26 protein-coding genes are annotated in these 26,318 nt (G+C 36.8%); 10 read left to right on the plus strand and 16 right to left on the minus strand.

All coding sequences use genetic code 11. The annotated features are described in order from the left end of the window. Positions 1-13: 13 nt before the first annotated feature. Positions 14-877, plus strand: coding sequence for a neutral zinc metallopeptidase (locus JNG87_RS04325; protein ID WP_202841912.1), 864 nt, complete (start codon positions 14-16; stop codon positions 875-877). A 60-nt stretch (positions 878-937) separates the two neighbouring features. On the opposite strand, the gene JNG87_RS04330 is transcribed toward JNG87_RS04325, so the two are convergent. After that, positions 938-1,798, minus strand: coding sequence for a GLPGLI family protein (locus JNG87_RS04330; RefSeq protein WP_202841913.1), 861 nt, complete (start codon positions 1,796-1,798; stop codon positions 938-940). A 296-nt stretch (positions 1,799-2,094) separates the two neighbouring features. On the opposite strand from JNG87_RS04330, the gene JNG87_RS04335 reads away from it, so the two are divergent. The 4 genes from JNG87_RS04335 (at position 2,095) to sufD (ending at position 6,396) form a co-directional block, all read left to right on the plus strand. After that, the gene (locus JNG87_RS04335) at positions 2,095-2,424 is read left to right on the plus strand and encodes a HesB/IscA family protein (protein WP_062673099.1); all 330 of its coding nucleotides are present in this window, start codon (positions 2,095-2,097) and stop codon (positions 2,422-2,424) included. 81 nt (positions 2,425-2,505) lie between these two features. Next, on the plus strand, positions 2,506-3,954 hold the full coding sequence (gene sufB / locus JNG87_RS04340) for a Fe-S cluster assembly protein SufB (protein ID WP_062673097.1): 1,449 nt from the start codon (positions 2,506-2,508) through the stop codon (positions 3,952-3,954). A 232-nt stretch (positions 3,955-4,186) separates the two neighbouring features. Then, on the plus strand, positions 4,187-4,930 hold the full coding sequence (gene sufC, locus JNG87_RS04345) for a Fe-S cluster assembly ATPase SufC (RefSeq protein ID WP_110009100.1): 744 nt from the start codon (positions 4,187-4,189) through the stop codon (positions 4,928-4,930). Positions 4,931-5,088: 158 nt separating this feature from the next. Continuing rightward, a complete protein-coding gene (gene sufD, locus JNG87_RS04350) occupies positions 5,089-6,396 on the plus strand; it encodes a Fe-S cluster assembly protein SufD (RefSeq protein WP_202844212.1) in 1,308 nt (435 codons plus the stop codon). A gap of 70 nt (positions 6,397-6,466) precedes the next feature. Here sufD and JNG87_RS04355 read toward each other — a convergent pair whose 3' ends face one another. Beyond that, the gene (locus JNG87_RS04355; RefSeq protein ID WP_202841914.1) at positions 6,467-7,390 is read right to left on the minus strand and encodes a DUF3078 domain-containing protein; all 924 of its coding nucleotides are present in this window, start codon (positions 7,388-7,390) and stop codon (positions 6,467-6,469) included. A 226-nt stretch (positions 7,391-7,616) separates the two neighbouring features. Continuing rightward, positions 7,617-8,543 (minus strand): DUF3078 domain-containing protein, encoded by a 927-nt coding sequence (locus tag JNG87_RS04360; protein WP_202841915.1) that lies wholly within the window; start codon positions 8,541-8,543, stop codon positions 7,617-7,619. 249 nt (positions 8,544-8,792) lie between these two features. Between JNG87_RS04360 and JNG87_RS04365 the strand changes: the two genes are divergently transcribed. From JNG87_RS04365 to JNG87_RS04380, 4 genes are all read left to right on the plus strand, one after another. Next, a complete protein-coding gene (locus JNG87_RS04365) occupies positions 8,793-9,560 on the plus strand; it encodes a rhomboid family intramembrane serine protease (RefSeq protein WP_202841919.1) in 768 nt (255 codons plus the stop codon). Between the two features lie 33 nt (positions 9,561-9,593). Beyond that, entirely contained in the window at positions 9,594-10,721 is a 1,128-nt protein-coding gene (dprA, locus tag JNG87_RS04370; RefSeq protein WP_202841927.1) for a DNA-processing protein DprA, read from the plus strand. Between the two features lie 172 nt (positions 10,722-10,893). Beyond that, positions 10,894-12,252, plus strand: coding sequence for an NADP-specific glutamate dehydrogenase (gene gdhA / locus JNG87_RS04375; protein ID WP_062673086.1), 1,359 nt, complete (start codon positions 10,894-10,896; stop codon positions 12,250-12,252). 130 nt (positions 12,253-12,382) lie between these two features. Continuing rightward, on the plus strand, positions 12,383-12,736 hold the full coding sequence (locus tag JNG87_RS04380; protein ID WP_202841929.1) for an iron chaperone: 354 nt from the start codon (positions 12,383-12,385) through the stop codon (positions 12,734-12,736). A gap of 57 nt (positions 12,737-12,793) precedes the next feature. On the opposite strand, the gene JNG87_RS04385 is transcribed toward JNG87_RS04380, so the two are convergent. The 4 genes from JNG87_RS04385 to JNG87_RS04400 form a co-directional block, all read right to left on the minus strand. Further along, complete coding sequence (locus JNG87_RS04385) at positions 12,794-13,096, minus strand: hypothetical protein (RefSeq protein WP_110009093.1); 303 nt, start codon at positions 13,094-13,096, stop codon at positions 12,794-12,796. Between the two features lie 220 nt (positions 13,097-13,316). Beyond that, positions 13,317-13,805: a YkgJ family cysteine cluster protein gene (locus JNG87_RS04390; RefSeq protein ID WP_202841937.1), complete on the minus strand. Its 489-nt coding sequence runs from the start codon at positions 13,803-13,805 to the stop codon at positions 13,317-13,319. Beyond that, positions 13,805-14,776 (minus strand): ion channel, encoded by a 972-nt coding sequence (locus tag JNG87_RS04395; RefSeq protein WP_202841939.1) that lies wholly within the window; start codon positions 14,774-14,776, stop codon positions 13,805-13,807. Before JNG87_RS04395 ends, JNG87_RS04390 begins: the two co-directional genes overlap by 1 nt. Before the next feature lie 271 nt (positions 14,777-15,047). After that, the gene (locus JNG87_RS04400; RefSeq protein ID WP_202841941.1) at positions 15,048-16,040 is read right to left on the minus strand and encodes a hypothetical protein; all 993 of its coding nucleotides are present in this window, start codon (positions 16,038-16,040) and stop codon (positions 15,048-15,050) included. A gap of 200 nt (positions 16,041-16,240) precedes the next feature. Between JNG87_RS04400 and JNG87_RS04405 the strand changes: the two genes are divergently transcribed. Beyond that, positions 16,241-16,621, plus strand: coding sequence for a group III truncated hemoglobin (locus JNG87_RS04405; protein WP_202841943.1), 381 nt, complete (start codon positions 16,241-16,243; stop codon positions 16,619-16,621). A 96-nt stretch (positions 16,622-16,717) separates the two neighbouring features. On the opposite strand, the gene JNG87_RS04410 is transcribed toward JNG87_RS04405, so the two are convergent. The 9 genes from JNG87_RS04410 to hflX all read right to left on the minus strand — a co-directional run bounded on the left by JNG87_RS04410 (position 16,718) and on the right by hflX (position 26,201). After that, positions 16,718-17,788 carry a calcium:proton antiporter gene (locus tag JNG87_RS04410; RefSeq protein WP_202841945.1) on the minus strand — a complete coding sequence of 357 codons (1,071 nt, stop codon included), beginning with the start codon at positions 17,786-17,788 and terminating at the stop codon, positions 16,718-16,720. Positions 17,789-17,854: 66 nt separating this feature from the next. Next, positions 17,855-18,193 (minus strand): DUF6122 family protein, encoded by a 339-nt coding sequence (locus tag JNG87_RS04415; protein ID WP_202841947.1) that lies wholly within the window; start codon positions 18,191-18,193, stop codon positions 17,855-17,857. A gap of 28 nt (positions 18,194-18,221) precedes the next feature. Then, positions 18,222-19,460, minus strand: coding sequence for a hypothetical protein (locus JNG87_RS04420; RefSeq protein WP_202841948.1), 1,239 nt, complete (start codon positions 19,458-19,460; stop codon positions 18,222-18,224). After that, on the minus strand, positions 19,461-21,479 hold the full coding sequence (locus tag JNG87_RS04425; RefSeq protein WP_202841950.1) for a hypothetical protein: 2,019 nt from the start codon (positions 21,477-21,479) through the stop codon (positions 19,461-19,463). A 17-nt stretch (positions 21,480-21,496) separates the two neighbouring features. Next, positions 21,497-22,165, minus strand: coding sequence for a hypothetical protein (locus JNG87_RS04430; protein ID WP_202841952.1), 669 nt, complete (start codon positions 22,163-22,165; stop codon positions 21,497-21,499). 132 nt (positions 22,166-22,297) lie between these two features. After that, the gene (locus JNG87_RS04435; RefSeq protein ID WP_202841954.1) at positions 22,298-23,014 is read right to left on the minus strand and encodes a DNA alkylation repair protein; all 717 of its coding nucleotides are present in this window, start codon (positions 23,012-23,014) and stop codon (positions 22,298-22,300) included. 21 nt (positions 23,015-23,035) lie between these two features. Further along, on the minus strand, positions 23,036-24,322 hold the full coding sequence (locus JNG87_RS04440; RefSeq protein ID WP_110009083.1) for a cation:proton antiporter: 1,287 nt from the start codon (positions 24,320-24,322) through the stop codon (positions 23,036-23,038). Between the two features lie 20 nt (positions 24,323-24,342). Continuing rightward, on the minus strand, positions 24,343-24,978 hold the full coding sequence (locus tag JNG87_RS04445; RefSeq protein WP_202841956.1) for a DUF4919 domain-containing protein: 636 nt from the start codon (positions 24,976-24,978) through the stop codon (positions 24,343-24,345). Beyond that, positions 24,978-26,201, minus strand: a complete 1,224-nt coding sequence (hflX, locus tag JNG87_RS04450; protein ID WP_062673053.1) for a GTPase HflX — start codon at positions 26,199-26,201, stop codon at positions 24,978-24,980. Before hflX ends, JNG87_RS04445 begins: the two co-directional genes overlap by 1 nt. Positions 26,202-26,318 lie beyond the last annotated feature (117 nt).

The following is a 26,318-nucleotide window of genomic DNA, read 5'->3' on the forward strand; positions in this document are numbered from 1 at the left end:
TAAATTTATTAGTATGAAATGGACAGACGACAGAGGCGGAAACGTTGATGACCGCCGTGGTTCAGGAGGCGGAAGTGGCGGTATGATTGTAGGAGGCGGACTCGGAACTTTAATTATAGCAGCCATCGTATTCTTTTTGGGAGGTGATCCATCCGGTATCTTGAATTCCGGAGGCATGCAGCCTTCAGGAAATTCCGGAGAACAGAGAGAGCTTACTGCCGATGAAAAACAAATCGGAGAAATGGTCAAAATGATGGACGCATGGAATAGCCAGACCTGGAATCAGATTTTCACAGAAAATGGCATGACCTATACCGATCCAGGAATTGTTCTTTTCGAAAATACAACATCTTCAGCATGCGGTACGGCTCAATCTGCCATGGGGCCATTCTATTGCCCGGCCGATCAGAAAGTCTATATGGATATGAGTTTTTTTGGTGAACTTCAGCAAAAATTCGGAGCTAAAGTAACAGAATTTACGGTAGCTTATGTTCTTGCGCATGAAGTAGGACACCATGTTCAGACCCTTTTGGGAACTACACAGAAAGTGGATGCGCTAAGAAGAAGCGGAAGATATTCCGAAGAGCAGATGAACAGAGTATCCGTTGCGACAGAATTACAGGCTGATTTCTATGCCGGAGTATGGGCAAAAAGAACCAATGACAGCAAACATATTCTGGAACCCGGAGATATTGAGTCTGCCATAGATGCTGCCGAAGCGGTTGGCGATGATAATATTCAGAAAAGAGCACAGGGATATGTGAATCAGGAAAGTTTTACCCACGGCTCTTCTGCACAGCGTAAAGAATGGTTTATGAAAGGGTACAACACCGGAGATATCAGACAGGGTGATACTTTCAACCAGCTATTAAAATAGTTTTTATCAAAAATTATAATGATATAAAAAAGCGGTCTTAAGTCAAGACCGCTTTTTTATTTATTGCAATTCGATCGGATTAGAATTTTTCTTAGCCTCTTCTTTCACCCTTTCTTCCATTCTTTTTCTCATATCAGCAGGATTTTGGTTTCCGCCGCCGGAGCCTCTTCCGCCTCCGCCTATTCTTATTGTATTAGAAAATCCACCTTGTCCACTGCCACTTTGGCTCATAAACGACATCGGATCAGCTTTAAATTTTTGCTGCTGTTTGATATAATCTGTTCTTTTTACTTTCAAAGTATTTCCAAACTGGTTCAAAGCCGGAAACTCAGCAATTTTATAGTTTTTCATAAGATCAAAAGAATAATCTCCTTTATCATCTTCCACTTTTACAATCAACCCCGGAAGTCCTCCGAACTTATAAGGTCCATCCTGATAAGGAAGATCTGTTGTAAACCATGCCGTCCATTTTCTTCCACCAAAATCAGTTTCAGCTTTCTGAACTTTATACTCGCCTATTTTTCTCGTTTCTGACTCTATTTTCCAGTTCAGTGGTCTGTCTTCTTCATACGAATAGAGATCACGCTCGATTCTGTCTTTAAAATAGGTCTTTTGATTGGTTTTATCTTTTTCAATGGAATAGCTGATATTCGTTTTCAATCCTTCCATCTGATCTCTGTTGATGCTTGCTCTTCCGCCTCCGCTCTGAAATGCTTTTTGCATAATAGAATCTCTTTTGATTCTGTTTTCAGAATAAAACACAGATTTTTCCGGAGAAATATCCAGATAAGCATTTTCAGTCTTGATATCTGTTTTATTTTCAGCATCAGGCTTCATCGTCACCTGATATACGAATCTGTTGGTTTGTGCAGAAACATTCTGTATGAAGAGCGCCAATGCGATAATACCTATTTTTTTCATTTATATTTTTATTTATTGAGCATTATTAAAAGAAAGATTTATTGTACTTTATTTTTGACAAGTTTTCTCCCTTATTGCTTGATTATATGTCTTCCTTATAGATTTAAAATACGATTCAAGGTTAAAATTATGAATAAAACCTTAACAGAAAACGGCTCAGTTTATCTTTTTTTAACATCATTTATCCTCTGATAAATTGCTATTAATATCATAATCATTAAAATAGACATCTTCGATTTGAGATTGCGGAAATTAGTTTGTATTTTTGCATCATTAAATCATTCTAAATAAATACAATGATAAAAGTATCAGACCATGCAAAGGAGAAAGCCATCCAGTTAATGACGGAAGATGGTTTTAACCCTGCTGAAGATTATATAAGAGTAGGGGTAAAAAGCGGCGGATGCTCTGGTTTAGAGTATGTTTTAAAGTTTGACAACGAAAAAACAGACACAGATCAGATTTTTGAAGATAATAACATTAAAATTATTATAGATAAAAAATCCATCCTTTATTTAGCAGGAACAACTCTTGAGTATTCAGGAGGATTGAACGGAAAAGGGTTTGTTTTTAACAACCCGAATGCATCCAGAACATGTGGATGTGGGGAATCATTTAGTCTTTAGAGAAAAGACATTAGATCCTAGATTTCAGACCTCAGAGCTATTCTGACTTCTGAAATCTAATCTGAAACCTAAAAAAAAATAATGAGTAAATATACAGAAGACGATCTAAGAGTCGATCTAGAAAATAAAAAATATGAATTCGGTTGGGAGACGAAGATTGATTATGAAGACTTCCCGACTGGTTTAAACGAGGATATCATCCGTGCGATCTCTGCTAAAAAAGAAGAGCCGGAATGGATGACTGAATGGCGATTGGAATCTTTCAAAATCTGGCAAAAAATGGTAGAGCCTGAGTGGGCTAATATCAAATATGAAAAACCGGATTTTCAGGCAATCCGTTACTATGCTGCTCCAAAAGTAAAGCCTGAACTGGCAAGCCTTGACGAAGTAGATCCTGAACTATTGAAAACATTCGAAAAGCTAGGGATTAATATCGAAGAGCAAAAAAGACTTTCAGGAGTTGCTGTAGATATCGTAATGGACTCAGTTTCTGTGAAAACCACTTTCCAGGATACACTGGCAGAAAAAGGAATTATTTTCTGCTCGATCTCTGAGGCTATTAAAAACCACCCTGATTTGGTAAGAAAATATCTTGGAAAAGTAGTTCCGAGAGGAGATAACTTCTATGCAGCATTGAATTCCGCAGTATTTTCTGACGGAAGTTTCTGTTATATTCCTAAAGGAGTAAAATGCCCGATGGAACTTTCTACTTATTTCCGTATCAATCAGGCAGGAACAGGACAGTTTGAAAGAACGCTTCTTGTAGCTGATGAAGGAAGTTATGTATCTTATCTTGAAGGATGTACAGCACCGTCAAGAGATGAAAACCAGCTTCACGCAGCGGTTGTAGAGCTTATCGCTTTAGATAATGCTGAAATTAAATATTCAACGGTACAGAACTGGTACCCGGGTAATGAAGAAGGTAAAGGAGGTGTATTCAACTTTGTAACGAAGAGAGGACTTTGCGAAAGAAATGCAAAAATCTCCTGGACACAGGTTGAAACAGGTTCAGCTGTAACATGGAAATATCCTTCTTGTATCTTAAAAGGAGACAATTCTATCGGAGAGTTCTACTCTATTGCGGTAACCAACAACCACCAATATGCAGATACAGGAACAAAAATGATCCACATTGGAAAGAATACCAAATCAACGATTATTTCAAAAGGTATTTCTGCCGGAAAATCACAAAACTCATACAGAGGACAGGTAAAAGTAATGCCTTCTGCAAAAGGAGCCAGAAACTTTTCACAATGTGACTCTTTATTGATGGGTAATGAATGTGGAGCTCATACTTTCCCTTATATTGAAATCAAAGACCCTACGGCACAGTTAGAGCACGAAGCTACGACTTCAAAAATCGGGGAAGACCAGATTTTCTACTGTAACCAGAGAGGTATTGACACAGAAAGAGCTATTGCTCTGATTGTAAATGGTTTCAGTAAAGAAGTTTTAAATAAACTTCCAATGGAATTTGCTATTGAAGCACAGAAACTACTTGAAATTTCACTAGAAGGTTCGGTAGGTTAATCTTTTAAAAGGATTTTCAGATAAAAACCAACTGATTTAAAGGCAAGGTTTTCAGAGTTTTTATCAGATGATCAACCGTTATCAACGGGAAATAAATTGTAATCTTCACAGGAGATTATTAGTAAAATAAAATATAAAAAGCTTCTATGTCCGCTGAGGAAATACTTCAGTTAAAGACAAAGTGAATACACAATGAGAAGCTCACACAATTATAAAGCAAAAGTTAGCAAGAATGTTACAAATTAAAGACCTTCACGCCAAAATTGAAGATGGCGCAGAAATATTAAAAGGGATTAATCTTGAAATAAAGCCGGGCGAAGTTCACGCTATCATGGGACCAAACGGAGCTGGTAAGTCTACCCTTTCTTCTGTAATCGCAGGAAAAGAAGATTACGAAGTGACTGGTGGAGAGATCCTTTTTGACGGACAGGACATCAGCGAAGATGCTCCTGAAGATAGAGCTCACAAAGGAATTTTCCTTTCTTTCCAGTATCCTGTAGAAATTCCAGGAGTTTCTGTAACGAACTTTATCAAAGCCGCTTTAAACGAAACAAGAAAAGCAAACGGACTGGAAGAAATGCCGGCAAAAGAAATGCTTGCTCTAATCCGTGAGAAATCTGAAAAACTGGGAATCAAAAAAGATTTTCTTTCAAGATCATTGAACGAAGGATTCTCCGGAGGTGAAAAGAAAAGAAACGAGATCTTCCAGATGATGATGCTTAATCCGAAATTGGCTATTCTTGATGAAACTGATTCAGGATTGGATATCGATGCTTTAAGAATCGTTGCAGATGGAGTAAACTACTTCAAAAATGAAGGAAATGCAGTTCTTCTGATTACCCACTATCAAAGATTGCTTAACTATATTCAGCCTGACTTCGTTCACGTGTTAGCAGACGGGAAAATCATCAAAACCGGTGATAAATCTTTAGCATTAGAACTTGAAGAAAAAGGTTACGACTGGCTTTTAAATTAATTTGAAATTTACTATTTGAGATTTGAAATTATGCCAACCATTTATGAAGTGCAGCAAATATGAATCTCTAAAGTAAAAATTGGATTCCTATTCCTCGGAATAACAATATTTTAGTTCAAAAAAAAGAAAAAATGGTGCAAACCACAGACATACCAGTAATGGCATTAAAAGAACAAATTATAGAGAACCATAGTGAATTTTTGGAGAGTCTTCGTCACAGATTTCTGGATGAGGAAAGAAAAACAGCGCTTCAAAAATTTGCAAACTTTGGTTTTCCTACTAAAAAAGACGAAGAATATAAATATACCAATCTAAAGGAGATCACGGAAAAAAGCTACAACTTCTTCCCGAAAGAGCACCACAATATCACTAAAGAGCAGTTTGATGAACTGCATCTTGGTGAAGAGAATTTTGATTGGATTGTTTTTGTAAACGGTAAACTTCACAAAGAGCTTTCTAAAGTTTCTATTGAAAATGTGGAGTTCCTTTCATTCAATTATGCATTGAATGATGAGAAACATAAGGAGGTTTTTGAAAAATATTTCAATACCATTGCTTCTAAAGAACAGGCTTTTACGAACCTGAACCTTGCTTACTGCAAATATGGCTTCTTCCTTAAAGTTCCTAAAAATGTAGTGATTGAAAAGCCAATCCACGTTTTTTATATTTCTCAGAATCAGGAAGAAAATACATTCTACAATACCAGAAACCTTTTGATCGTAGAAGAAGGAGCAAAAGTAGAAGTGATTGAAAGCCACCATAATTTTGACACCACTTACGTACTGACAAACTCTGTAACAGAGATCTTTACATACCCAAATGCGAAAGCTGACTGGCACAAACTTCAGAACGATAACAACACAACCTATCTTATCGATAATACTTTTGCAAAACAGGAGAAGGACAGCTTAACTACGGTAAACACATTCTCTTTCGGAGGTAAACTGGTAAGAAACAACCTTGATTTTATTCATAACGGATCCAATATCAATTCATTCATGAACGGAATTACCATTATCGGGAAAGATCAGTTGGTAGACCACCATACAGCAGTTCACCACAACTTCCCGAATTGTGAAAGTTACCAGAACTACAAAGGAATTTTTGATGGTAACGCCCATGGAGTTTTCAACGGAAAAGTTTTTGTGGACAAAATTGCTCAGAAGACAAATGCTTACCAGCAAAACAACAATGTATTGCTAAGCGAAGGGGCAAGTATTGATACAAAACCTCAGTTAGAAATTTTTGCAGACGATGTAAAATGTTCTCACGGATGTACAGTAGGACAATTGAATGAAGATGCTTTATTCTATCTGAGAGCCAGAGGAATTTCGAAAAAAGAAGCTCAGGCACTACTTTTATATGCTTTTGCGAATGATGCTATGCAGAATATTGATATAGAACCTCTAAAAGAGAAAATTTCAAAGCTGCTGGCTGAGAAATTAGAAGTTGATATAGAATTTTAAAACTTATATATATTGATAAAAAAGCACTTCAAATGAAGTGCTTTTTTTGTATTTACAGATTGTGTGTCTCTTATTTTTTCAACCAGCTTTGGTTATCTTTATTTTCTGAACGTTTCTTACCGTTATCAAAATTATACGCCAATCCTACGCCCAATGTCTGCTTCAGCTGGGTCTTCCATATCTGATTATGGTCATACAAAAGGTCAAGGGTAACGTTGGTAGAAATATATTTATTGATTTTCATGCTCAAAACTCCGCTATATCCAAGGACAAGCCTGTCCGGGTGATCAAGGTAGTTTGAGAATACAGAAGCCGTATTCAGTAAGGTTATATTCTCCATAATCTTCAGTTTGTACATTGCCGTTCCCAGGAAACCGAATTGGAAAAGAGAAGAATCTCCATCGTTTTTAAGACCGTAAGTTCCTGCTTTCTGAAGATCTTCGTCTAAAACAAAAGTCCATCTGGCATTCGCAGGCCGTAAAGTAACTGTAAGATTATCATTGGGACGGTATGTAACCCCTGCTCCTACACTCAGATATCCGGGAGCCATAAAATTGGAAATCTTTTTTGCATCAGGATTATTTCCATCTTCATAACCCGGAGCAAACTGAGTCTGAAGCCCCGCCCCTGCAGATAAATACCAATGTTTGGCAAATTCTCTACCATAGTTTGTAGAAAGATTAATGACATCCTGCGTTTTTCTAACTCCTGTTCCTTGTGTGTTATTTTGTCCGTACCCCAGAATGATAATATTTTCCCAAAGATCTTTCCCTTTTTCATAGGTCAGGTTGTAATTAACGCCAGCAAGCCAACCTACGTTGTTGGCTCCTCCACCTACCCAGTTTGAAAAGGCAGCCTGATTAAGCATTAATGTATTTTGTCCCTGAATAGACCATGCCTTAGCTGTGTCTGATACCGGAGCTTCCGTCTTAGCCTCCTGAGCGAGTGCTGCAGCCCCAAAAGAGATAGAACTGATCAATAAAAGTTTTTTCATAATGTTGATTTATTACAAATGTATAAATAATAATTTATGCCGACATAAAATTCACTTTAAAATGAATTTAACATAATTAAAAAATACATCATAATCAACTGAAAACAAAAGACTTGAAAAACAAAATTACGACTCACAAACTTAAGTCAACTTAAAATTCAGGCATTTTAAAAACAAAAAAACACCTCATTTCTGAAGTGTTTTAATTAAAATATAAGTATTCTGACTATTTTTTGATCCACCACTGGCTGTCTTTGCGATCAGAACGTTTTACACCATTTGCCAGCGTATAGGCAAATCCGATTCCAAGAGTTTGTTTCAGCTGTGTTTTCTCTATCTGATTATGATCGTATAGCAAATCAACGGTCACATTGGAGGAGATGTATTTATTTACCTTTAAGTTCAGCAAAGCTCCATAGGCAAGAACTAATCTGTCCGGGTGGTCAAGGTAATTCGAGAAGACAGACGCTGTATTGGTTAAATAAATATCTTCCATTATTTTCAATTTATATATTGCCGTTCCCAGAAAACCGAATTGTAATAAAGAAGTATCACCATCATTCTTTAAACCATAATTTCCTGCTGTCTGGAGATCTTTATCCAGTACAAATGTCCATCTGGCGTTGGTAGGACGTAACGTTACCGTGAGATCATCATTGGGCCTGTATGTGATACCCATCCCGACGTTCAGGTAGCCTGGCGCCATAAAATTGGATATCTTTTTTGCGTCAGGATTATTTCCATCTTCATATCCTGCAGCAAACTGTGATTGAAATCCTGCACCCATAGAGAAATACCAGCTTTTTGAAAATTTTCGCCCATAATTGGTAGAAACATTGATAACGTCCTGTGTTTTTCTGATTCCCTGGCCTTTTGTATCATTCTGCCCATATCCAAGAATAATGATATTTTCCCAAAGGTCTTTATCTTTTTCATAGGTCAGGTTGTAATTAACGCCAGCAAGCCAACCTACGTTGTTGGCTCCTCCACCTACCCAGTTTGAAAAGGCAGCCTGATTAATCATTAATGTGTTTTTTCCTAAAACCGACCAGTATTTTATGGTGTCTACCACTGCGGAATCTTTTTTCAATTCTTCTTGTGCACTTGCATACATTCCCATAAAAAAGGAAAGAATCAATAAAAACTTCTTCATTACTCTAAATAATTTTCAATGCAAAAATATTAATATAATTTTTTTTAAAGCTAAATTCAGCTTTAAAAGAACCAATTTCTATAAAGTTTAATTACCTCATAACAAGATATTTCTATAAAATCAATGCCAAATAATGAGTTCAAAAGTTAAATTTAATACCTTTTGTCTTAAAATCAGGCCGGTAGAAACTTATTCCTCGACAAATTTTCCGAAATTTATCATTGGCTTTTGATTTGACGTAAAATCCACATGTTCAAAAATGTAATTTCCAAAAGAGCGGTTATCTATCCATTGCTGATGCTTTCAGCAATGTGGTTCGGGTACTTTTTACAAATGCAGGGCTTCTTTCAAAGCTGTTTTGGAGCCATTATTCCCCTCTTACCCGAGGGATTGCTTGGCATTATTACCTCTCCCCTTTTACATGGAAATATCGATCATATTATAGGAAACTCCATTCCGATAGCAGCACTTATGTTTTTGCTGTATCAGTTTTATCCGGTAGTGGCCAACAAAGTCTTTATCATCGGCTGGCTGGCAACAGGACTATTGGTGTGGCTTCTTCCTCCTATTGATATTCTTACCGGTGAATATATGTACACCTGCACCATCGGGGCCAGCGGTGTGGTATATGTGCTTGCCTTTTTCCTTTTCTTCAGCGGCGTTTTTAAATGGAATACAAAACTTCTTACGATTTCAATGCTTGTTGTACTTTATTATGGCAGTCTGGTATGGGGAATGCTTCCGGAGGAACTGTTCTACAACATGCAGGAACCGAGTAAAATTTCATGGCAGGCCCATCTTTCCGGAGCTGTAGTAGGCAGTATTATCGCCTTTGCCTTTAAAAATGTGGGAGAAAAGAAGAAAAAATTTATCTGGGAGTTTCCGAATTATTACAGCGAAAAGGATGATAAATTATGGCAGGAATACAGGGAAAATCATCCTGAAGATTTTATGGATCTTCCCTACAAGAAAAAAGATGACATCTGGGATCATTTGGATGAATTAAGAAAAAGATAAAACTTATTTCATTACATTTGAAAAAAAACACACATGAATTCCGAAGAATACTTCTATGCCATCGCCCTCCGCGAGTGCAGCCAGATTGGTGATATCCATTTTCATAAGCTTGTCCATACTTTCGGAAGCGCCCAGGAGGTCTGGAAAAGAGCAAAAAAAGAGTATAAACAACTTGATGGAATAGGACAGAAAACAGTTTCAGATATTGGAAATACATCTCATTTGGAATTTGCAGAAGATGAATTAAATTTTTGCGAAAAAAATAATATTCAAATCAGGCTGAAACACCTTAAAGAAACGCCCTCCCTGCTTAACGAATGTAATGACGCACCGGCTATCCTTTATCAAAAAGGGAATATTGAAAATATACAACCTAAGGTAAGTATTGTAGGAACCCGGAATATGACAGCGTATGGGAAACAATTCCTTGACGATTTTTTCGAAGCGACACAATCTTCAAAATATGTAACGGTGAGCGGCCTCGCTTTGGGAATCGACAAAGAGGTTCACGAACAGTCTATTCGTCATCAAAAACCTACGGTGGCTGTTCTTGCCCATGGTTTTAAATATTTATATCCTGCCAAAAACAGAAAACTATCTGAAAAAATTTTACTGGAAGGTGGTGCATTAATCACGGAGTTTAGTTCATCCAGAAAACCGGATCGGGAAAACTTCATCCAGAGAAACAGAATTGTGGCAGGAATATCTCCGGCAACGATTGTAGTGGAAACCGGTTTTGGAGGAGGCTCTGTAAGCACCGCAGCTTTTGCTAATGATTATAACCGTGATGTTTTTGCACTGCCCGGAAAAATTACGGACAGCTCAAGCCAGGGTTGTAATCAACTGATTTTCCATAATAAAGCGACAGCCATTTCGACCCTGAAAGATCTTATCGGACTCCTTGGATTAAATGAACCCAAAGAAAAAATGGAAGAGTTATTTCCTTATAGCGAGACTATTCTCCAATTATCTGACAATCAGAATTTAATATATCAATCTATTAAAGACCAGCCTCAGATTTCTTTAGATGATCTGGCACAGAAAATTGATCTTCCTACCCACAAAATCTTACCAATAATTTTGGAATTGGAACTTTTAGGGAAAGTAAAATCATTTTCCGGGAGGCAATTCATCGCAATTAAAGATTTAACGATTTCTTAATACTGCATTATTTCACACATAACATTTCATTTTTAATAAAATTTGAACATAAATTATTAATTTAATAATATTACGAAACATTATTATTTAATTTTTAACAATGTTAAAATATAGTGTTGTGAATCTTGAAAAAAAAATTAAATTTGTTGACAATAATATTCAACCTTAATATATGGAACAATATAATATTGACCAGAAAATCCAAGAGTTTATTGCAAAAATTGAAGCAAAAAATCCTAACGAACCGGAATTTTTACAGGCTGTAAAAGAAGTTGCCGTAACCGTAATTCCATTCATTGCTACTAAAAAAGAATATACCGGAATGAAGCTGCTTGAAAGAATGGCTGAAGCTGAAAGAATTATTATTTTCAGAGTTCCATGGGTTGATGACAAAGGAGAAATTCAGGTTAACAGAGGTTTCAGAATTCAAATGAACTCTGCTATTGGACCATACAAAGGAGGAATCCGTTTCCACCCTACTGTAAACCTATCCGTTCTTAAATTCCTTGCTTTCGAGCAGGTATTCAAAAACTCTTTGACAACTCTTCCAATGGGAGGTGGTAAAGGAGGTTCAGATTTTGATCCACAAGGAAAATCTGATATGGAAGTAATGCGTTTCTGCCAGGCTTTCATGACAGAATTATGCAAGCACATCGGTCCTGAAACAGACGTACCTGCAGGAGATATCGGTGTTGGAGCAAGAGAAATCGGATATTTATTCGGACAATACAAGAAAATCAGAAACGAATTTACCGGTGTTCTTACAGGAAAAGGTCTTGCGTATGGAGGTTCATTAATCCGTCCTGAAGCTACAGGATATGGTGTAGTATACTTCGCTGAGCAGATGCTTAAAACGATCGGACAGGATTTCAAAGATAAAATTGTAACGGTATCAGGTTTCGGAAACGTAGCGTGGGGAGTGATCAAAAAAGCAACTGAACTAGGTGCTAAAGTTGTAACAATCTCTGGTCCTGACGGATATATCTACGATAAAGATGGTATCAGCGGAGAAAAGATCGATTATTTATTAGAACTTAGATCTTCAGGAAACAATAGAGCTGAAGACTATGCTAAAAAATATCCATCTGCTGAATTCCACGCTGGAAAACGTCCTTGGGATGTGAAGTGTGATGTTGCCTTCCCTTCTGCAACTCAAAACGAATTAGATTTAGATGATGCAAGAAAATTAGTTGAAAACGGATGTATCTGTGTAACTGAAGCGGCTAACATGCCTTCTACACTAGATGCGATCAACTATTTCTTAGACAATAAAGTATTATTCTCTCCTGGTAAGGCTTCCAATGCTGGAGGTGTTGCGACTTCAGGATTAGAAATGACCCAGAACTCTATCCGTCTGAACTGGACTTCTGAAGAAGTTGACGCAAGATTAAAGGAAATCATGATCGGTATCCACAAAGCTTGCAGAGACTATGGAAAAGACGAAGACGGTTATGTAAACTATGTAAAAGGTGCAAATATTGCCGGCTTCGTAAAAGTAGCAGAAGCAATGTTGGCTCAAGGAGTGGTGTAACAAAAAAAACAAAGGTTGGGAAAAAATCCCGACCTTTTTTGATATAGCCTGTTCCCGGGATAATGGGAAAAAAGTAAAAAGTGAAAGGAGAAAGCGCTGCTATATGCAGTGCTTTTTTTATTTTTATATCATGCAAAACACCTTTACAAATATTGATGAATATATTCTTCTGTTTCCGGTAGAAGTACAGAAGAAGCTTCAAGAACTTAGAAAAGTAATCCATCTACAGGTTCCGGATATTGAAGAATATATTGGGTATCAGATGCCCGCCTTCCGGTACAGAGGAAAACCTTTGGTTTATTTTGCCGGATATAAAAAGCATATCGGATTCTATCCGGGAGCTGAAGGCATCCGTACTTTTGAAACAGATTTTAAAGAGAGAAAATATAAATTCTCTAAAGGAGCCGTGCAATTTCCAATTCATGAAAATCTTCCGCTCGATCTGATCATTAAGATCATCCTGTTCAGGGCACAAGAAATTTGAACAAAAAAAATCCTGAAATACAAGATTTCAGGATCCGACTAGTGTTTGCTAAAGTGCTTACTTTTTCTTCTTTTTGTCTTTCTTTTCCTCTTTAGGAGTATCTGCAGGCTTTGTTGCATCAGTAGGTGTTGTACTTACTGACGGATCAGTTGCCGGTGCAGTTTCCATTGTAGTGGCAGGTGATTTGTCCTGTTGATTCTTTGGATCCGCAGGACTTGTAGTCTGCGTATTCGTTTGTTGGGTTTGAGTTGTCGTAGGGTTATTAGTAGAAGTATCGGCTGGCTTTTGTGGTGTTGACTGTGCTGATACTGCGATTACTCCGACTAATGTAAACGCTGCCGTTAAAAATAACTTTTTCATAATGTAATATTTAAATGATTGTTTAACTTAAACGAAGCATCATTTAGAAAATTATGCGTAAAAAGCTTATTTAACGTACTTTATAATTATTTAAGAGGAATTTGCAAAAATGAGTCCGGTTGAACTGACTGGAAGAGTAGCGCTTGAAACTGCAAGTTTTTTAGAGTAGAAATAACCAACGAGAAGAGTTCTCAGCCCCATCTTCCCTCTTCCTGCAAAGTTACTTCACTATATTCTTCATCATCTTTTCTACGAATTCAAATGCAGCCGGGCAGATTACCGTGTTTTTCAGCATCAGGTTATTGATCTGATAAATCTTCTTACGGTCTGTATGAGGATATTCACGACAGGCTTTCGGTCTTACGTCGTAGATAGAGCATGTATTATCACTGTTCAGAAAAAAGCAGGGAAGATTTTGCAGCACTTTGTCATTATCTTCATCCACTCTTAAAAACTTTGCTTCAAAGTCTGCGGACTTCATTCTGAGATGTTTGGCAATTCGCTCAATATCTTTTTCAGTATAAAGCGGGCCTGTTGTTTTGCAGCAATTGGCACACTGCAGGCAATCAATTTCCTCAAAAACTTCATCGTGGGTTTCCTGCACTACATAGTCGAGATTTTTGGGCGGTTTTTTCTTCAATCCGTCCAGAAATTTCTTGTGCTCTTTCTGCTTTTGTATCGCTTGTTTTTTATAAAAATCTAAATCCATTATTCTTTATTTCTCACTGATTCCGGAAGCTCTTCTTTCTTATATTCATTGATTTTATCCAGATCCAGTACTGTTGAAAGGTTTTCCTTATTTGGATAATACATCGGAACAAATTTGGCCCCATATACAATTTCTCCCGTTGTATATGAAGATCTTTGAACCACAGTGTTTGAAAATACTTCATCAAATGCGCGAACCTGCACAATAAGCTCAATATCCGTATTTTTAAAATCCTCTTCGGAAAAGCCATAAAACGGAGAGTTTTCATCAATTTTATGCACTACAGTCCAGTTGAGCGCCAGTGTATTGATCTTGCTCATCTGTGTTGTAAGCCGGTAAAAATTGCTTTTGGCGATTCCGTTTTCTATTACTTCTATAGCCACTGATACAATTACATCTGCATCCGTCAATGCATTGTTTTTATAGGGAGCAAGCCTGAACATTAATGCTGAAGATTCCTGAAAAGGAGCAATAACTGCTATATCAGAAAATCTAAGATATGCCCGGGGTCTTGAAAATCTTCCGTAGAAAAGCCCTGTTGCAATAGCAAAGGTAAGCAATCCCAGAAAAGCTTCAAATGTGGCTACAAGACTTGCCAAAAAGCCTACAGGAGCTATTCTTCCATATCCAACGGTGGTAAATGTCTGAGAACTGAAGAAAAAGACATCGATAAATTCATTGAGCGGATCACTCTTATCAATTCCGGTAAGATGCTCTACACCAATCAGATAATAAATCATTGCAAACAAAAGATTAATGATAATATAAGCGATAACCAGATAAGATATAAAACGGAATGAGGAGAGATTCAGCATGGTGTGGTACCAGCTTAGCCTGTTAAAAACATTCACTCCCCTTCTCTGAACATTCGGGAGGCCGTCTTTATTGATAAATCTTCCGGATGCATTGGTTCCGAAACCACTGTTTTCCGCATTTTTCTGACGGATTTTTTTTCTGAATCCTCCTGTCATTTTGTAATCATTTTGACTTTATTATATTATGATTGTCCGCTACCCATAAGCCCCTTAATAATCTGCTCATTCTTTCAACATATAAAAAGCAAAGTTAAGAATAGAATCCATTAAGATATCAATGCTTTTTAGTAATCATTTTTAAACTTTACTATTCAGATGGCAGATGGCTTTCTCAGTGGTTTAATTGAACTTTGTCCAGATAACAAAACACAAAAAACAGCAGACATTCAGAATTTCTGCTGTTTTTTTAATGTATATTAAAGTACTTTTAAATCCTTTGCGCAGGTGATTCCATTACCGTAACACTTACATTGCTGACAGATTTTACGATTCCTGACTCTCCATGTATATTGGTAAGAAAATCTGGAAAGCTTTCGATAGGAAAAGCCCAATAATAATGGCCATCTACGGGAGAAGGAAAGTTCGCCTGTAATCTTCCTTTTAATTTCATCGGTACAAAGTATTCAACGGATGATCCCTTCAATTTTGTAAGGACAGAAATTGTTTTTTTAGAATGAGCGGGCACAATGGTCTTGTAGCTACTGGTTTCGGTAATTTCTTCAGAATTTTCCGTACCTTCCGTTGTATCTCCTCCCACCACAACTTTTGTGCTTGCTGAAGCTTTTGCAACCAGTGGAATATCAACGGATACTGAAGCTGCCACTTCAAATGAGCCCGATACAGTACGTTTCCAGGAAGTAGAATATCCTTTTTTATAAGAATACGTTACGGTAATTTCACTTTCTCTGTCGCCATTGTTAATTGCCTCCGTAGTATAGGCATTGTCCGGTAGATCTGCACCGTCTGTTTTTATGGTTACCTCAGGAGTTCCCAAAACAATGGAAACATTAGGGTTTGGAGCTGTATTCCGGGCATCTCCATCTACAGAAAGGTCTGGATTAAATATAATTCCATCCGGAACCTGGCCGGAATAAGCAAAAACGTTTTTCAACCGTGTTCTTTCTCCGGAATAACTGACATCATATCCCATATCTTTCAGGTGATTTGCCTTGAAAGGGATTTCACGCTCTTCATTTGGCGAACTATAGCTGGCACCCAAACTATTATTCCCTGGTAATTTAAACTCATCTACAATTTTCCAGCCCTGCTGAAGCATCTCTGCCTCCGTCATCTGTGATTTTTTTACTTCAGAATAATTTATTTTTTCCGAATCATCATTAATAGCACTCACTTCATCCCTTGAACATGATACCGAAAACATCAGTAAGAGAATACAAATAGAATTGATTTTTTTGATCATTTTAATAATTTTTTAGTGTTTAATAATTAAATTTACAAAAAACGAATTCTTTTAAAGTCTTTTTTTGAGAATTAATCAAATTTTAATCTTTCATAATTTTTCATTGTATTATTTTATGTTGTGCTCTAAAATACTGTTTACATGAAATTTATCAATTTCCCGACTGAAATTTTTAATACGAATTGTACTAACTTTGAACTATGAAAAAGCTTGAATCAAGAGAAGATATTGAACACCTTGTCAATTCATTTTACAACAAAGTTGTTAAAGATGAAACTATTGGTTTCTTTTTTAATGATATCGCTAAGGTAGACTGGGATCAGCATCTTCCTAAAATGTATTCTTTCTGGGAGTCTATCCTTTTCGGACAGATGACTTATAAAGGAAATCCAATGGGTGTACACTTCCCGATTAACGAGATACAGGCTATGGAACAGAAACATTTTGACCGATGGCTGGAACTTTGGCGCAGCACTATTGAGGAAAACTTCGTAGGGGAAAATGCTGACATGGCGATTTACAAGTCAGAGAATATAGCAAAACTGATGGCTTTCAAAATGGAGCTGGCGAGAAGGTTGTAGTGATACGGGATTCGGGGTACGGGATATAGATATCGAGGTTAACTTCCTGGATTTCTTTTACAAATAAACATATATGTAATTTTGTACTTTTTCTTTTTATGGAACAATCACTGTAAAGATATAGGCTGCCAGATTCACCAAAAGAACGGTTCCGTAAAGAACATTTGTCTTACCCCGGCTTAATGAAAGCATTACGATAAATACGGATAAAGAAAGCAGAATAATGTCTTTTTTGTCCAATCCTAATACAAGCGGAATATTGTACATGATGCACACTACTGAAACCGCAGGAATAGTAAGACCGATACTTGCCAGTGCAGAACCCAATGCCAGATTTAAGCTGGACTGGATTTGATTGGCTCTTGCCGCACGGATCGCTGCCACCCCTTCAGGGAGGAGAACCACGGCAGCAATAATGACTCCCACCAGAGATTTCGGAGCTCCAAGGCTTTGTACCATTGCTTCTATGGTATCGGATAACCCTTTCGCCATCAGCACGACAATAACAAGACAAATTACCAGAAAAATAAAGCTGATAAGGGTTTTTGACAATGAAGGTATATAATGTTCTTCAGGATGCTCATCAGGAACAATAAAGTAGCTTCTGTGGCGAACGGTCTGCACCATCAGGAAAACCCCGTAAATGGCAAGACACGCAATGGATATAAAAATAAGCTGTGCTTCGTTATAGAATGGTCCGTTGACACTTGATGTAAAATTGGGAAGAACAAGGGTAAGTACCAGAATAGAAACAATACTCACCAGATAAGTGGTTGCTGAAGTCCTTGCAAAGAACTGCTCGTGATATTTAACGCCGCCTACCAGAATACATATCCCCAGAATTCCATTAAGAATAAGCATTACAGCAGCAAAAACGGTATCTCTGGCCAGCGTGATCGCCTGATCTCCGCCGGCAACCATCAGCGAGATGATAAGTGCCACTTCAATAATGGTGATACAAAGAGCCAGAATGATGGTTCCGAAAGGCTCCCCTACTTTATGAGCTACCACTTCAGCATGATGTACTGCGGACAAAACACTTCCGATTAATAAAATACCGGCAAGAATATCATATAGAACACCACTTCCCATCAAACCGGAAAAGTAGTATCCTACTGCCAGAATAGGAAAAATATAGGTATAATGTAAAAGTTCTTTTAGTCTCATATCGTGACTACAAAATACAAAAAATCTATAATAATTTCAATATTAAAAGAAAATATTAATAATATTTTAATGAGGCCAGAAGTTAAAATCCTGATAATCTGTGAACATATGAAACAGAAGCCCGATTCCTATTATCCTGATATTTCCTTTAAAGAACAGCAGCAAAAAATACACCGCAATGGCATAATAAGAATGTAAGAAATGAAAACCTATGCTTCCTCTTGAAGGATCAAAAATTGGATTGGCAAAAAGATGATCAAGATCTACCAGCATGGTAGCAAGAAGAATAAAATATGCCTTTTTCCAGTTTTTTCGATAAAAAATCAATGCAATAAAGACCGGAAAAATAAGATGCAAAAAATAATGCGTAAAAGTTTTGAGCAATGCGATATCTGATGGAGCCATTTAAGAAAATTTTATTCGGTTTCTATGCTTACCACCGTAAAATTAAGGGTAATTCTCCTTTCTTCGCTTTTATTTTTAGCCAATAATGACCAGACTGATTTCCATAGAATACATAATCTATATCCGATATGATCTTTTTTTCACTGGCTCTCAGCATTTTCAAAGAAGAATACAGCAAAGCATTATTTCTGATCATAATATAATTTTGCTTTAACCGACTGGATAATGATATCGGATTCCGGGTTGATTTTATCGTAACTCCTTTATTATTTGACGTGATTTTGTTAGGTTGAAAGGGAATTGCAGTGAATTGATTTTCGTTGTTGATCCACTTTTCGGACTGGAAATACTGCCAGGTTTTCTCAGGATCATTACTCAGAATATCGATCATATAGCTGGGCTGGGTAATCTTTTGAACCGTCTTTTTTTCAACTTCATTAAAATTATCATCATATTCATACGTGACGATGGTATCATTGATCTGTCTAAGATCTGCAGCAGCCTTTAAAGATGTTATCTGTGAAGAATCTGCTATACTTTTTTTGAAAAAACGGGTAAAATTCCTGATGTTTTCTTTGTCTAATTCAAGTTCCAGAAAATGATTTCCTTTCTCAGCTTTTGAAGCAATCATATTAAGAATCTCCGGATTTGAATTATTATTGATTTCAATTTCATCCTCCTTTAGCTCAATGGAAAAGTTTCGGATTTTCTGCCCTGAAATAAATGAAATGCTTCCCACTGTATTTTGAATAAAGCGGTCTGCCTCCCAAACATGATGTACAGAATTCTGAAGAAGTCTTTTTTGAAGGGTTTCAAAAGCAAGGTCAGAAGTTCCTGCAATGCAATGGTTCCCATTGATCATAAAGAAAAACTGATCTTTCTGAAAAAGGTTATTTCCTTTGGCTACAAAGTTTTGTTTCTTTAAATAGGTAATGAATTTTTGCGAATCTTTAAGCTCTAAAACACTGTACCATTCTGTAAATTTAGTGCCTTTAATATGAAATATCTGTAGAAAATCCGGAATTCTGATTCCTGAATCTTTCAGTGAACCGGAGCTTTTACTCTTTGCTTTTCTTCCGGACCATTTTGAAGGATGGGTTACTAAACTGAAGAGGTATTGTCCCGTTAATTTCTTCGTGTCGATTAAGACGACTGCATCTGCGCTATCAGGAATATATTGAAGACTTTTATCTTTGTGAAAAGCTATAAAATATACTGCAACAGCCAGCAATAAAAATAACGGGACAATAATCTTTTTTTTGTTCATCTATAAAATTTGAGGCTTCTTTTCTGTTTCTTTAGCTTTAAAAACCTGATCGAATATATCAAAGAAATACATTAAGCTGTTTTCCGAAGAATCTTTGATGTTATAGTTCATTTCAGTCTGGATACTTTCTCCTTTTAATTCCGTTTTATAATACAACTCTCCTACATTTTTTTTGATCGCCTCTAATGTTTTTCTTTCTTTCGGAGTTTTGAATTCTTTGTCTAATCCTGTTAAAAGTTTCTTGATATCCAATCTGCCGGATAAAGGATATTTAGCAGAGTCTTTTGCCCATTTTCTGGAAATATCAGATTGGTTTACCGGTAAATTATTATCTGCAGCACTCATTAAGTACACCACCCCATCTTTCACAGTAAAGAATAACTGATCAACATAACCGCCGTTTTTTTCTTCCTTAAAGGTGTACACATTTCCTTTTTTAGAGAATCTTTCAGAAAACTTTTTATTGGTGGTCAGCATATCAAAAATACGATTCCAATAGCCTTCATTCTCTGTTGCAAAAGCGAAAGTGAAGTTAGGAACAGCGATTTCTTTGGTTTTCTTTACTTCTTTTTCATTGAAATCAGCATCGTATTCATAATCGGTGTATTCTACGGTTTTGGATTTTAATTCATTCAAAACAAAGATTCCGTTTCCAGGTGCAATTTTGGCAATGGCTTCTTCATCCAGTACTATCTTCATAGTTTCCATGATCAGCTCCATTTCTTTTTTGTATTCATTTTCCCCGGAATTCTGAAGAAGGCTGTACATCATGTCGAAACATTTTGCCCCATTCACATTCATGGCATAGTAACCTACACTTTTTTCATTGATCAGCTCCAGCAGTTTTTTGTTTTTCTTCCCTTTATAAATGGCAGAAATATTCTTTTGAATGTCAGCATTTTTGTGCTGATAATTATTGACAAGTCTTACTTTATCTTTATCAAAATACAGATTGTATACATAATTGGAGTTGTACATGTTTTTGAAAAACTGTCCGTAGCCATAATACTTCGTCATTTTTCCATAGATCCCTTCATTTACAATCCTTCCATAGTCTGTGTACACAAAAACATCGGAATTGGCATCTCTGAATGAAAGCATTTCTTTAGGAACTTCAATCTCTAAATTTGAACTGAAATATTGGTCGAAACGATCTTCAGCGTTCTTTTTAACCACCTTAAAATTTTCTCTCCTGATAGAGTCCTGCTCTTTCTGATAGGCTTTATCTTCTTCCTCATCATATTCCGCATCAGGCATTTCCTCTCCATTTTCAGAATTCTCAGCACTTTCTTTCTCTGCAGGATATTTATGATGTTTTTCCAGGTATTTGATATCTTTCTGGATTCTTGCAATCTCGTTGTTATTTTCTTTAATACTTTCTTTCAGGTATTTGATATCTTCTTTCAGACTTTTAATTTCTTCTTTATAATCGAAAGGTTTTTCCGGTTCTTCGGTATACACTGTATCTCCTGGTTCTGCGTAAGCGGAGTCTACCACTGCAACTGCTGTACTGTCTGTAACTGCTTCCTCTGCCCAAAGGTCCTTATAAGGTTTTGTATAGCTGATCATACTGAGAACAGCACGGCTCCCGTTCCACGCTACAAAAATATCATCATTGATATCTACATAAGAATAATTCTTTCTGCCGGAAACTTCCTGTCCTTTTTTCTTTACAGAATTAATGAACTCCTGAAACTTTTCCTTATTATCAATGATAAAATGAGTATTGTAGGTCTTAATAGAATCATTAAAACTTGCGTAGTGGTATTGAACAGCGTCATATTTAATTCCTGTTTTGGAATAATCTGTCCAAGAAAGGTTTTCCTTGCTCTTTTTGCTGAGCTCATGCAGCAAAGGATTCAGTTTATTCCAGTTGATTTTATTATTAAGCTGCTTTCCGTTGACTTCCATATAAAATACAGCATCGGAAGGGATTTTCATACTGTTTTGGCCGAAAACCAATGTAAAGCCAAAGAGAACGAAAATAATGGTTTGCGTTTTTAATAAGATAGATTTCATGACTATAGTTTAGAAATTTATTGAAAAAGAATGGTATTTTGAATTTGCTTTTTTTGAAGGATGAGGTCCAGAATATCAGCTTCCAGTTTAAGAGCTTTTTTGTTGGGAGAAAGCACATAAGTAGTATTCGATTGTGATTTCACTGGAGTTTCAAACTGCATGATGGAAGTATATTTCGCATCAGTAAAAACCTCTTTGTCTGCCTTACTCATCTTGTCATAGTCAGCTTTGAAAGTATTGACTTTATTCCTTGTCAAGGTCTTTTTTTCAAGATTCTGACTGTAAACCTGGGTTGGAACCATTTTACCCAATATTTTCTGGGCTTTCAGTTTTTCCAGACCTGCATTAATGTTTTCAATCTTTTTGAAATTACAGCTCAGTTTGATGATGTAATTATCAAAATCCATGGAGGTTTTCACATTGCTGATTCCGGGAGTTCCTTTAAAAATTCTGGCAGCTTCATTGATTTTATTTTCAATTTCTGACTTTTTAGGAACTTTTTTTCCGTTGATGGTTTCCATTTTTGAGATGGAAGCCAGTCTTGTCTTGCTCTTACTGGCGTTAAGAATAATAGTATATTCTCCTGTACCATCAGCTTTTACGTTCACCTTATCCAGGATATCGAAGCAGCTTGTTAAAAAAAGCAGGGGAAGCAGAAGAAGAAATAGTTTTAATATTTTTTTCATGATCAGGTTAAAAGCACAAAATTACTTAATTCTGGCCTTACATCCTTATAATCTTTGATTTTTTGGGCATAAATAGCTGTTTCCCGGTACTTTTTCAGGGGAAAATACGGTATTGCTTCCGTATATTATTTTTTAAACACGCCCTTTAAGATAATCCTGGCGAAGATCTTCATCCAGCTTTTCAATAGCATACCGAAGACAGGTTCTGGGCATTTCTTTATAATATTGGTTCAGATAACCGATCAGCTCGCCTTCATTTTTATTTCCCATTTCTCTTAGCAGCCATCCGTTTGCTTTGTGCATCAGGTCATGGGAATGTTTCAGATTTCTGGTCACAAATTCTTTGGTCAGAGCAAATGATCCTTTTTTTATATAATGCATTGTTCCGACAACAGCAATCCTTTTATGCCACATCTCATCAGATTCCGAAAGTTGCTTAAGAAGGCCTTCTTTCTGATTTTCAAAAGCATATCTGCCTAAAATTTTATAGCAGGTAGAATCTACAAGATCCCAGTTGTTCACATAAGGAAGATGATCCAGATAAAAAGCGACCACTTCTTCTTTTACTGCCTTATCTTTTGTTTTCTCAAATTTTAAAATAAGCATAAAAAGAGCTGTCAGCCTATGTTCATGATATGTTGAAGAAAGTAATGTACTGAGTTCTTTTAAGCTTATTTTTGAGTAATATTCTTTTGCAACAGAGCGCTGATCCGGAACTTTTACGCCCAGAAACAAATCACCTTCGCCATATTCTCCTTTTCCTGTTTTGAAAAATCTCGGAAAAAACTCCGCCTTTTCAGGAATGGATAAAACAGCAAGCGCTTCCTGTATTTCTTTAACGATACTCATATTTATAATTGGCTGTCAGATCTACACTTTCTCCTCTACTGCAATATTCTCCTGTTCTTCTTCCTCTTTCGCGATCTTATTCGGATTGGCCACTTTAGCAATGGTAAGTCCCTGAACAATGATTGAGAATACGACAACACAATAGGTAATACTTAAAATAATTTCACTGTATTCACTTTTAGGAACAGACATCGCCAATGCAATGGAAACTCCGCCACGAATTCCTCCCCAAACAAGCACTTTCACCGTTTGCGGACTGAAACTTCTTCTCAGGGAAGTAAATTTTGTAGGTCCCCAGATCGAAATAAATCTTGCCAGCAAAACTACCACAATGGCCACTAAGCCAGGAATCATGAAATGTCTGAGATCTTTAATCATCAAAAGTTCAAACCCAATAAACAGGAATAATACAGCATTCAGGATTTCATCAATCAATTCCCAGAATTTGATCAGATAATCCTGGGTAACAGACTTCATTTTGAAACTTCTGTTGAAATTTCCCATAAATAATCCTGCCGCCACCATAGTCAATGGACCTGATATATGCATCTGACGGGCAATAAGATAACCTCCCATTACCACCGAAAGCGTTACTAATACGGAAATAATATAATCGTCCACTTCACGCATCAATCTTGAAGTAACCCATCCTAACAGAACCCCGAGTAAAAGACCTCCACCAGCTTCCTTAAGGAGAAGCAATCCTATCGTTTCAACACTCAGATCCACTTCTTTTCCGATCGCCAGCTGCAAAATCACTGTAAAGACCACAACTGCCATACCGTCATTGAAAAGAGACTCTCCGGCCACTTTTGTTTCCAGTGATTTGGATACATTGGCTTGCTTAAGGACACTCAGAACCGCTACCGGATCGGTAGGAGAAATCAAGGCACCGAAAACAAGACAGTAGATAAAAGGAAGTTTAACCCCCACATAAGGAAGCAGATAAAACATTCCAAATCCTACTACAAAAGTAGAAATCACAACCCCTACTGTGGAAAATATTACTACAGGTCTGAACTGTTCTTTGAGGTCATTAATATTAATATGAATTCCTCCTGCAAAGAGCAGAAAATTAAGCATGGCACCCATCAGAACTTCTGTAAAATCAATTCCGTTCATCAGGTTATGAAGATGTCCGAAAGTTCTGGGAAGAACCGTTTCTCCGAAAAGGACCAGAAAAATGGAAACCACAATGGCAATGACCATAATTCCGATGGTACTCGGAAGTTTTAAAAACCTATAGTTAAGATAGGCAAATATTGATGCTAATACGATTAATGCTGAAAATGAATAATATAATTCCACTAAGTGTTTTTATTTTAAGATTAATTGGTGAGTTCCAAATAGAGTATTTTGATATAAATCTGCTTCCCGTCCTTTTCCCATATATCAAACATCGCATCTTTAGAAGCTTTTGAACTCCTGGTATAATCCTGTCCTATATTCAGAATGTTGAGCAGAATATACTCATCTCCTACCGAATTGACGATATAGGCTGTTTTCTCGGATTTTCCGTCTCCGGAACTTCTTATTCCTTCGGTAAGGGTACGGAACTGATTCAGATGGTGTACAAAGTTATTTCCATCTTTTACCGAGTCGTAAGCCCTAAGAAGGATCAACAGAATATCCAGGTTGGTAGGATCCTTACCATACAAAGCTTTTCCCTGCTTGATACAGTCTGCAAAATTATTTTGCTTAAAGGCTTCTACAAGACTTTTAAAACTATCATCTGATGTACTTATTTTATCGTTTCTAAAATTTCTTCCATAATACAGATATTGAGCTTCTATGCTATCCAGAGACTTTGGGTATCCTTTAAATTTGAAAATAAGCTTCTCGTAATTGTACGGCGAATCGGAAGTCCTGAGACTTTTCTCAATAGCTTTTAAATCAATTTTTGATTTCTGGCTGAACCCAAAAACCGAAAACATGATGAATAAAAGGAAAAAGTGATACTTCATTAATTGTTGCTTTCTTCTTCGTCGTTGTCGAAATATTCGAAAAGAAAATCGTTGTATGGAAATCTGGAAATATGAATCTTCATGACCTCATCATAGATCATTTTCTTCATTTCCGGGAAGTTTTCTTTCGTTAATGCAGAGATGAAAACTGTCGGATACTTTGACTTTGCCATCCACGTCTTTTTCCATTCCTCAAGAGAAATATTTTTACGGGTTGAAGGCGTAAGATCATCTTCATCCTTTTTCTCATAGCTGAAATCGTCAATTTTATTAAAAACCATAATCATTGGCTTCTGATGAGCGTTGATTTCCATCAGGATATGATTTACAGATTCTATATGATCTTCAAAGCTTTCGTGAGAAATATCCACCACATGGATCAAAAGATCGGCTTCACGAACCTCATCCAATGTAGATTTAAAAGATTCTACCAGCTGAGTAGGAAGTTTTCTGATAAACCCTACGGTGTCTGTCAACAGAAACGGTAAATTTCCAATTACCACTTTTCTTACCGTGGTATCCAGCGTAGCGAATAATTTATTTTCAGCAAAAACTTCAGATTTTGAAATGGAATTCATCAGGGTAGATTTCCCTACGTTGGTATATCCTACCAAAGCAGCACGAACCACTTTCCCACGGTTGTTACGCTGGGTAGCCATCTGCTTGTCTATCGTCTTCAGTTTCTCTTTCAGCAATGTAATTCTGTCACGGATTATACGACGGTCAGTCTCAATCTCCGTTTCCCCGGGACCTCTCATCCCGATTCCCCCTTTCTGACGCTCAAGGTGGGTCCACATTCTTGTCAGTCGTGGTAAAAGATACTGGTATTGTGCCAGCTCCACCTGTGTTCTTGCATATGAAGTCTGTGCTCTCTGGGCAAAAATATCAAGAATAAGATTGGTACGGTCTAGGATTTTAACCTCCATTTCCCTTTCCAGGTTTTTAAGCTGTGAAGGAGAGAGTTCATCATCGAAAATTACGGTTCCGATCTCGTTTTCTTTTACATATTCTTTTATCTCGATGGCTTTTCCGCTACCGATAAAGGTTTTGGAATCAGGCTGAGTTAATTTTTGGGTAAAGCGCTTTTGTACGGTTGCTCCTGCTGTGAAAGCTAAAAACTCAAGTTCATCCAAATACTCCGTCAGTTTTTCTTCATCCTGATTCTGGGTAATAACACCCACCAGGACAGCTTTCTCATAGTTATGTTCTTTCTTTTCTAACATTAAGTTCTGTCTATGTTTATGATTTTTACAAGTTAATATTTTTCAGAAAAAAAACAAAATCAATTTTTACTTAATAACATATTTTAATATAAATTTAAGTTTACTGATGAATGATTT

It is taken from the genome of Chryseobacterium cucumeris (assembly GCF_016775705.1).
GTDB classification, from domain to species: Bacteria; Bacteroidota; Bacteroidia; order Flavobacteriales; family Weeksellaceae; genus Chryseobacterium; species Chryseobacterium cupriresistens.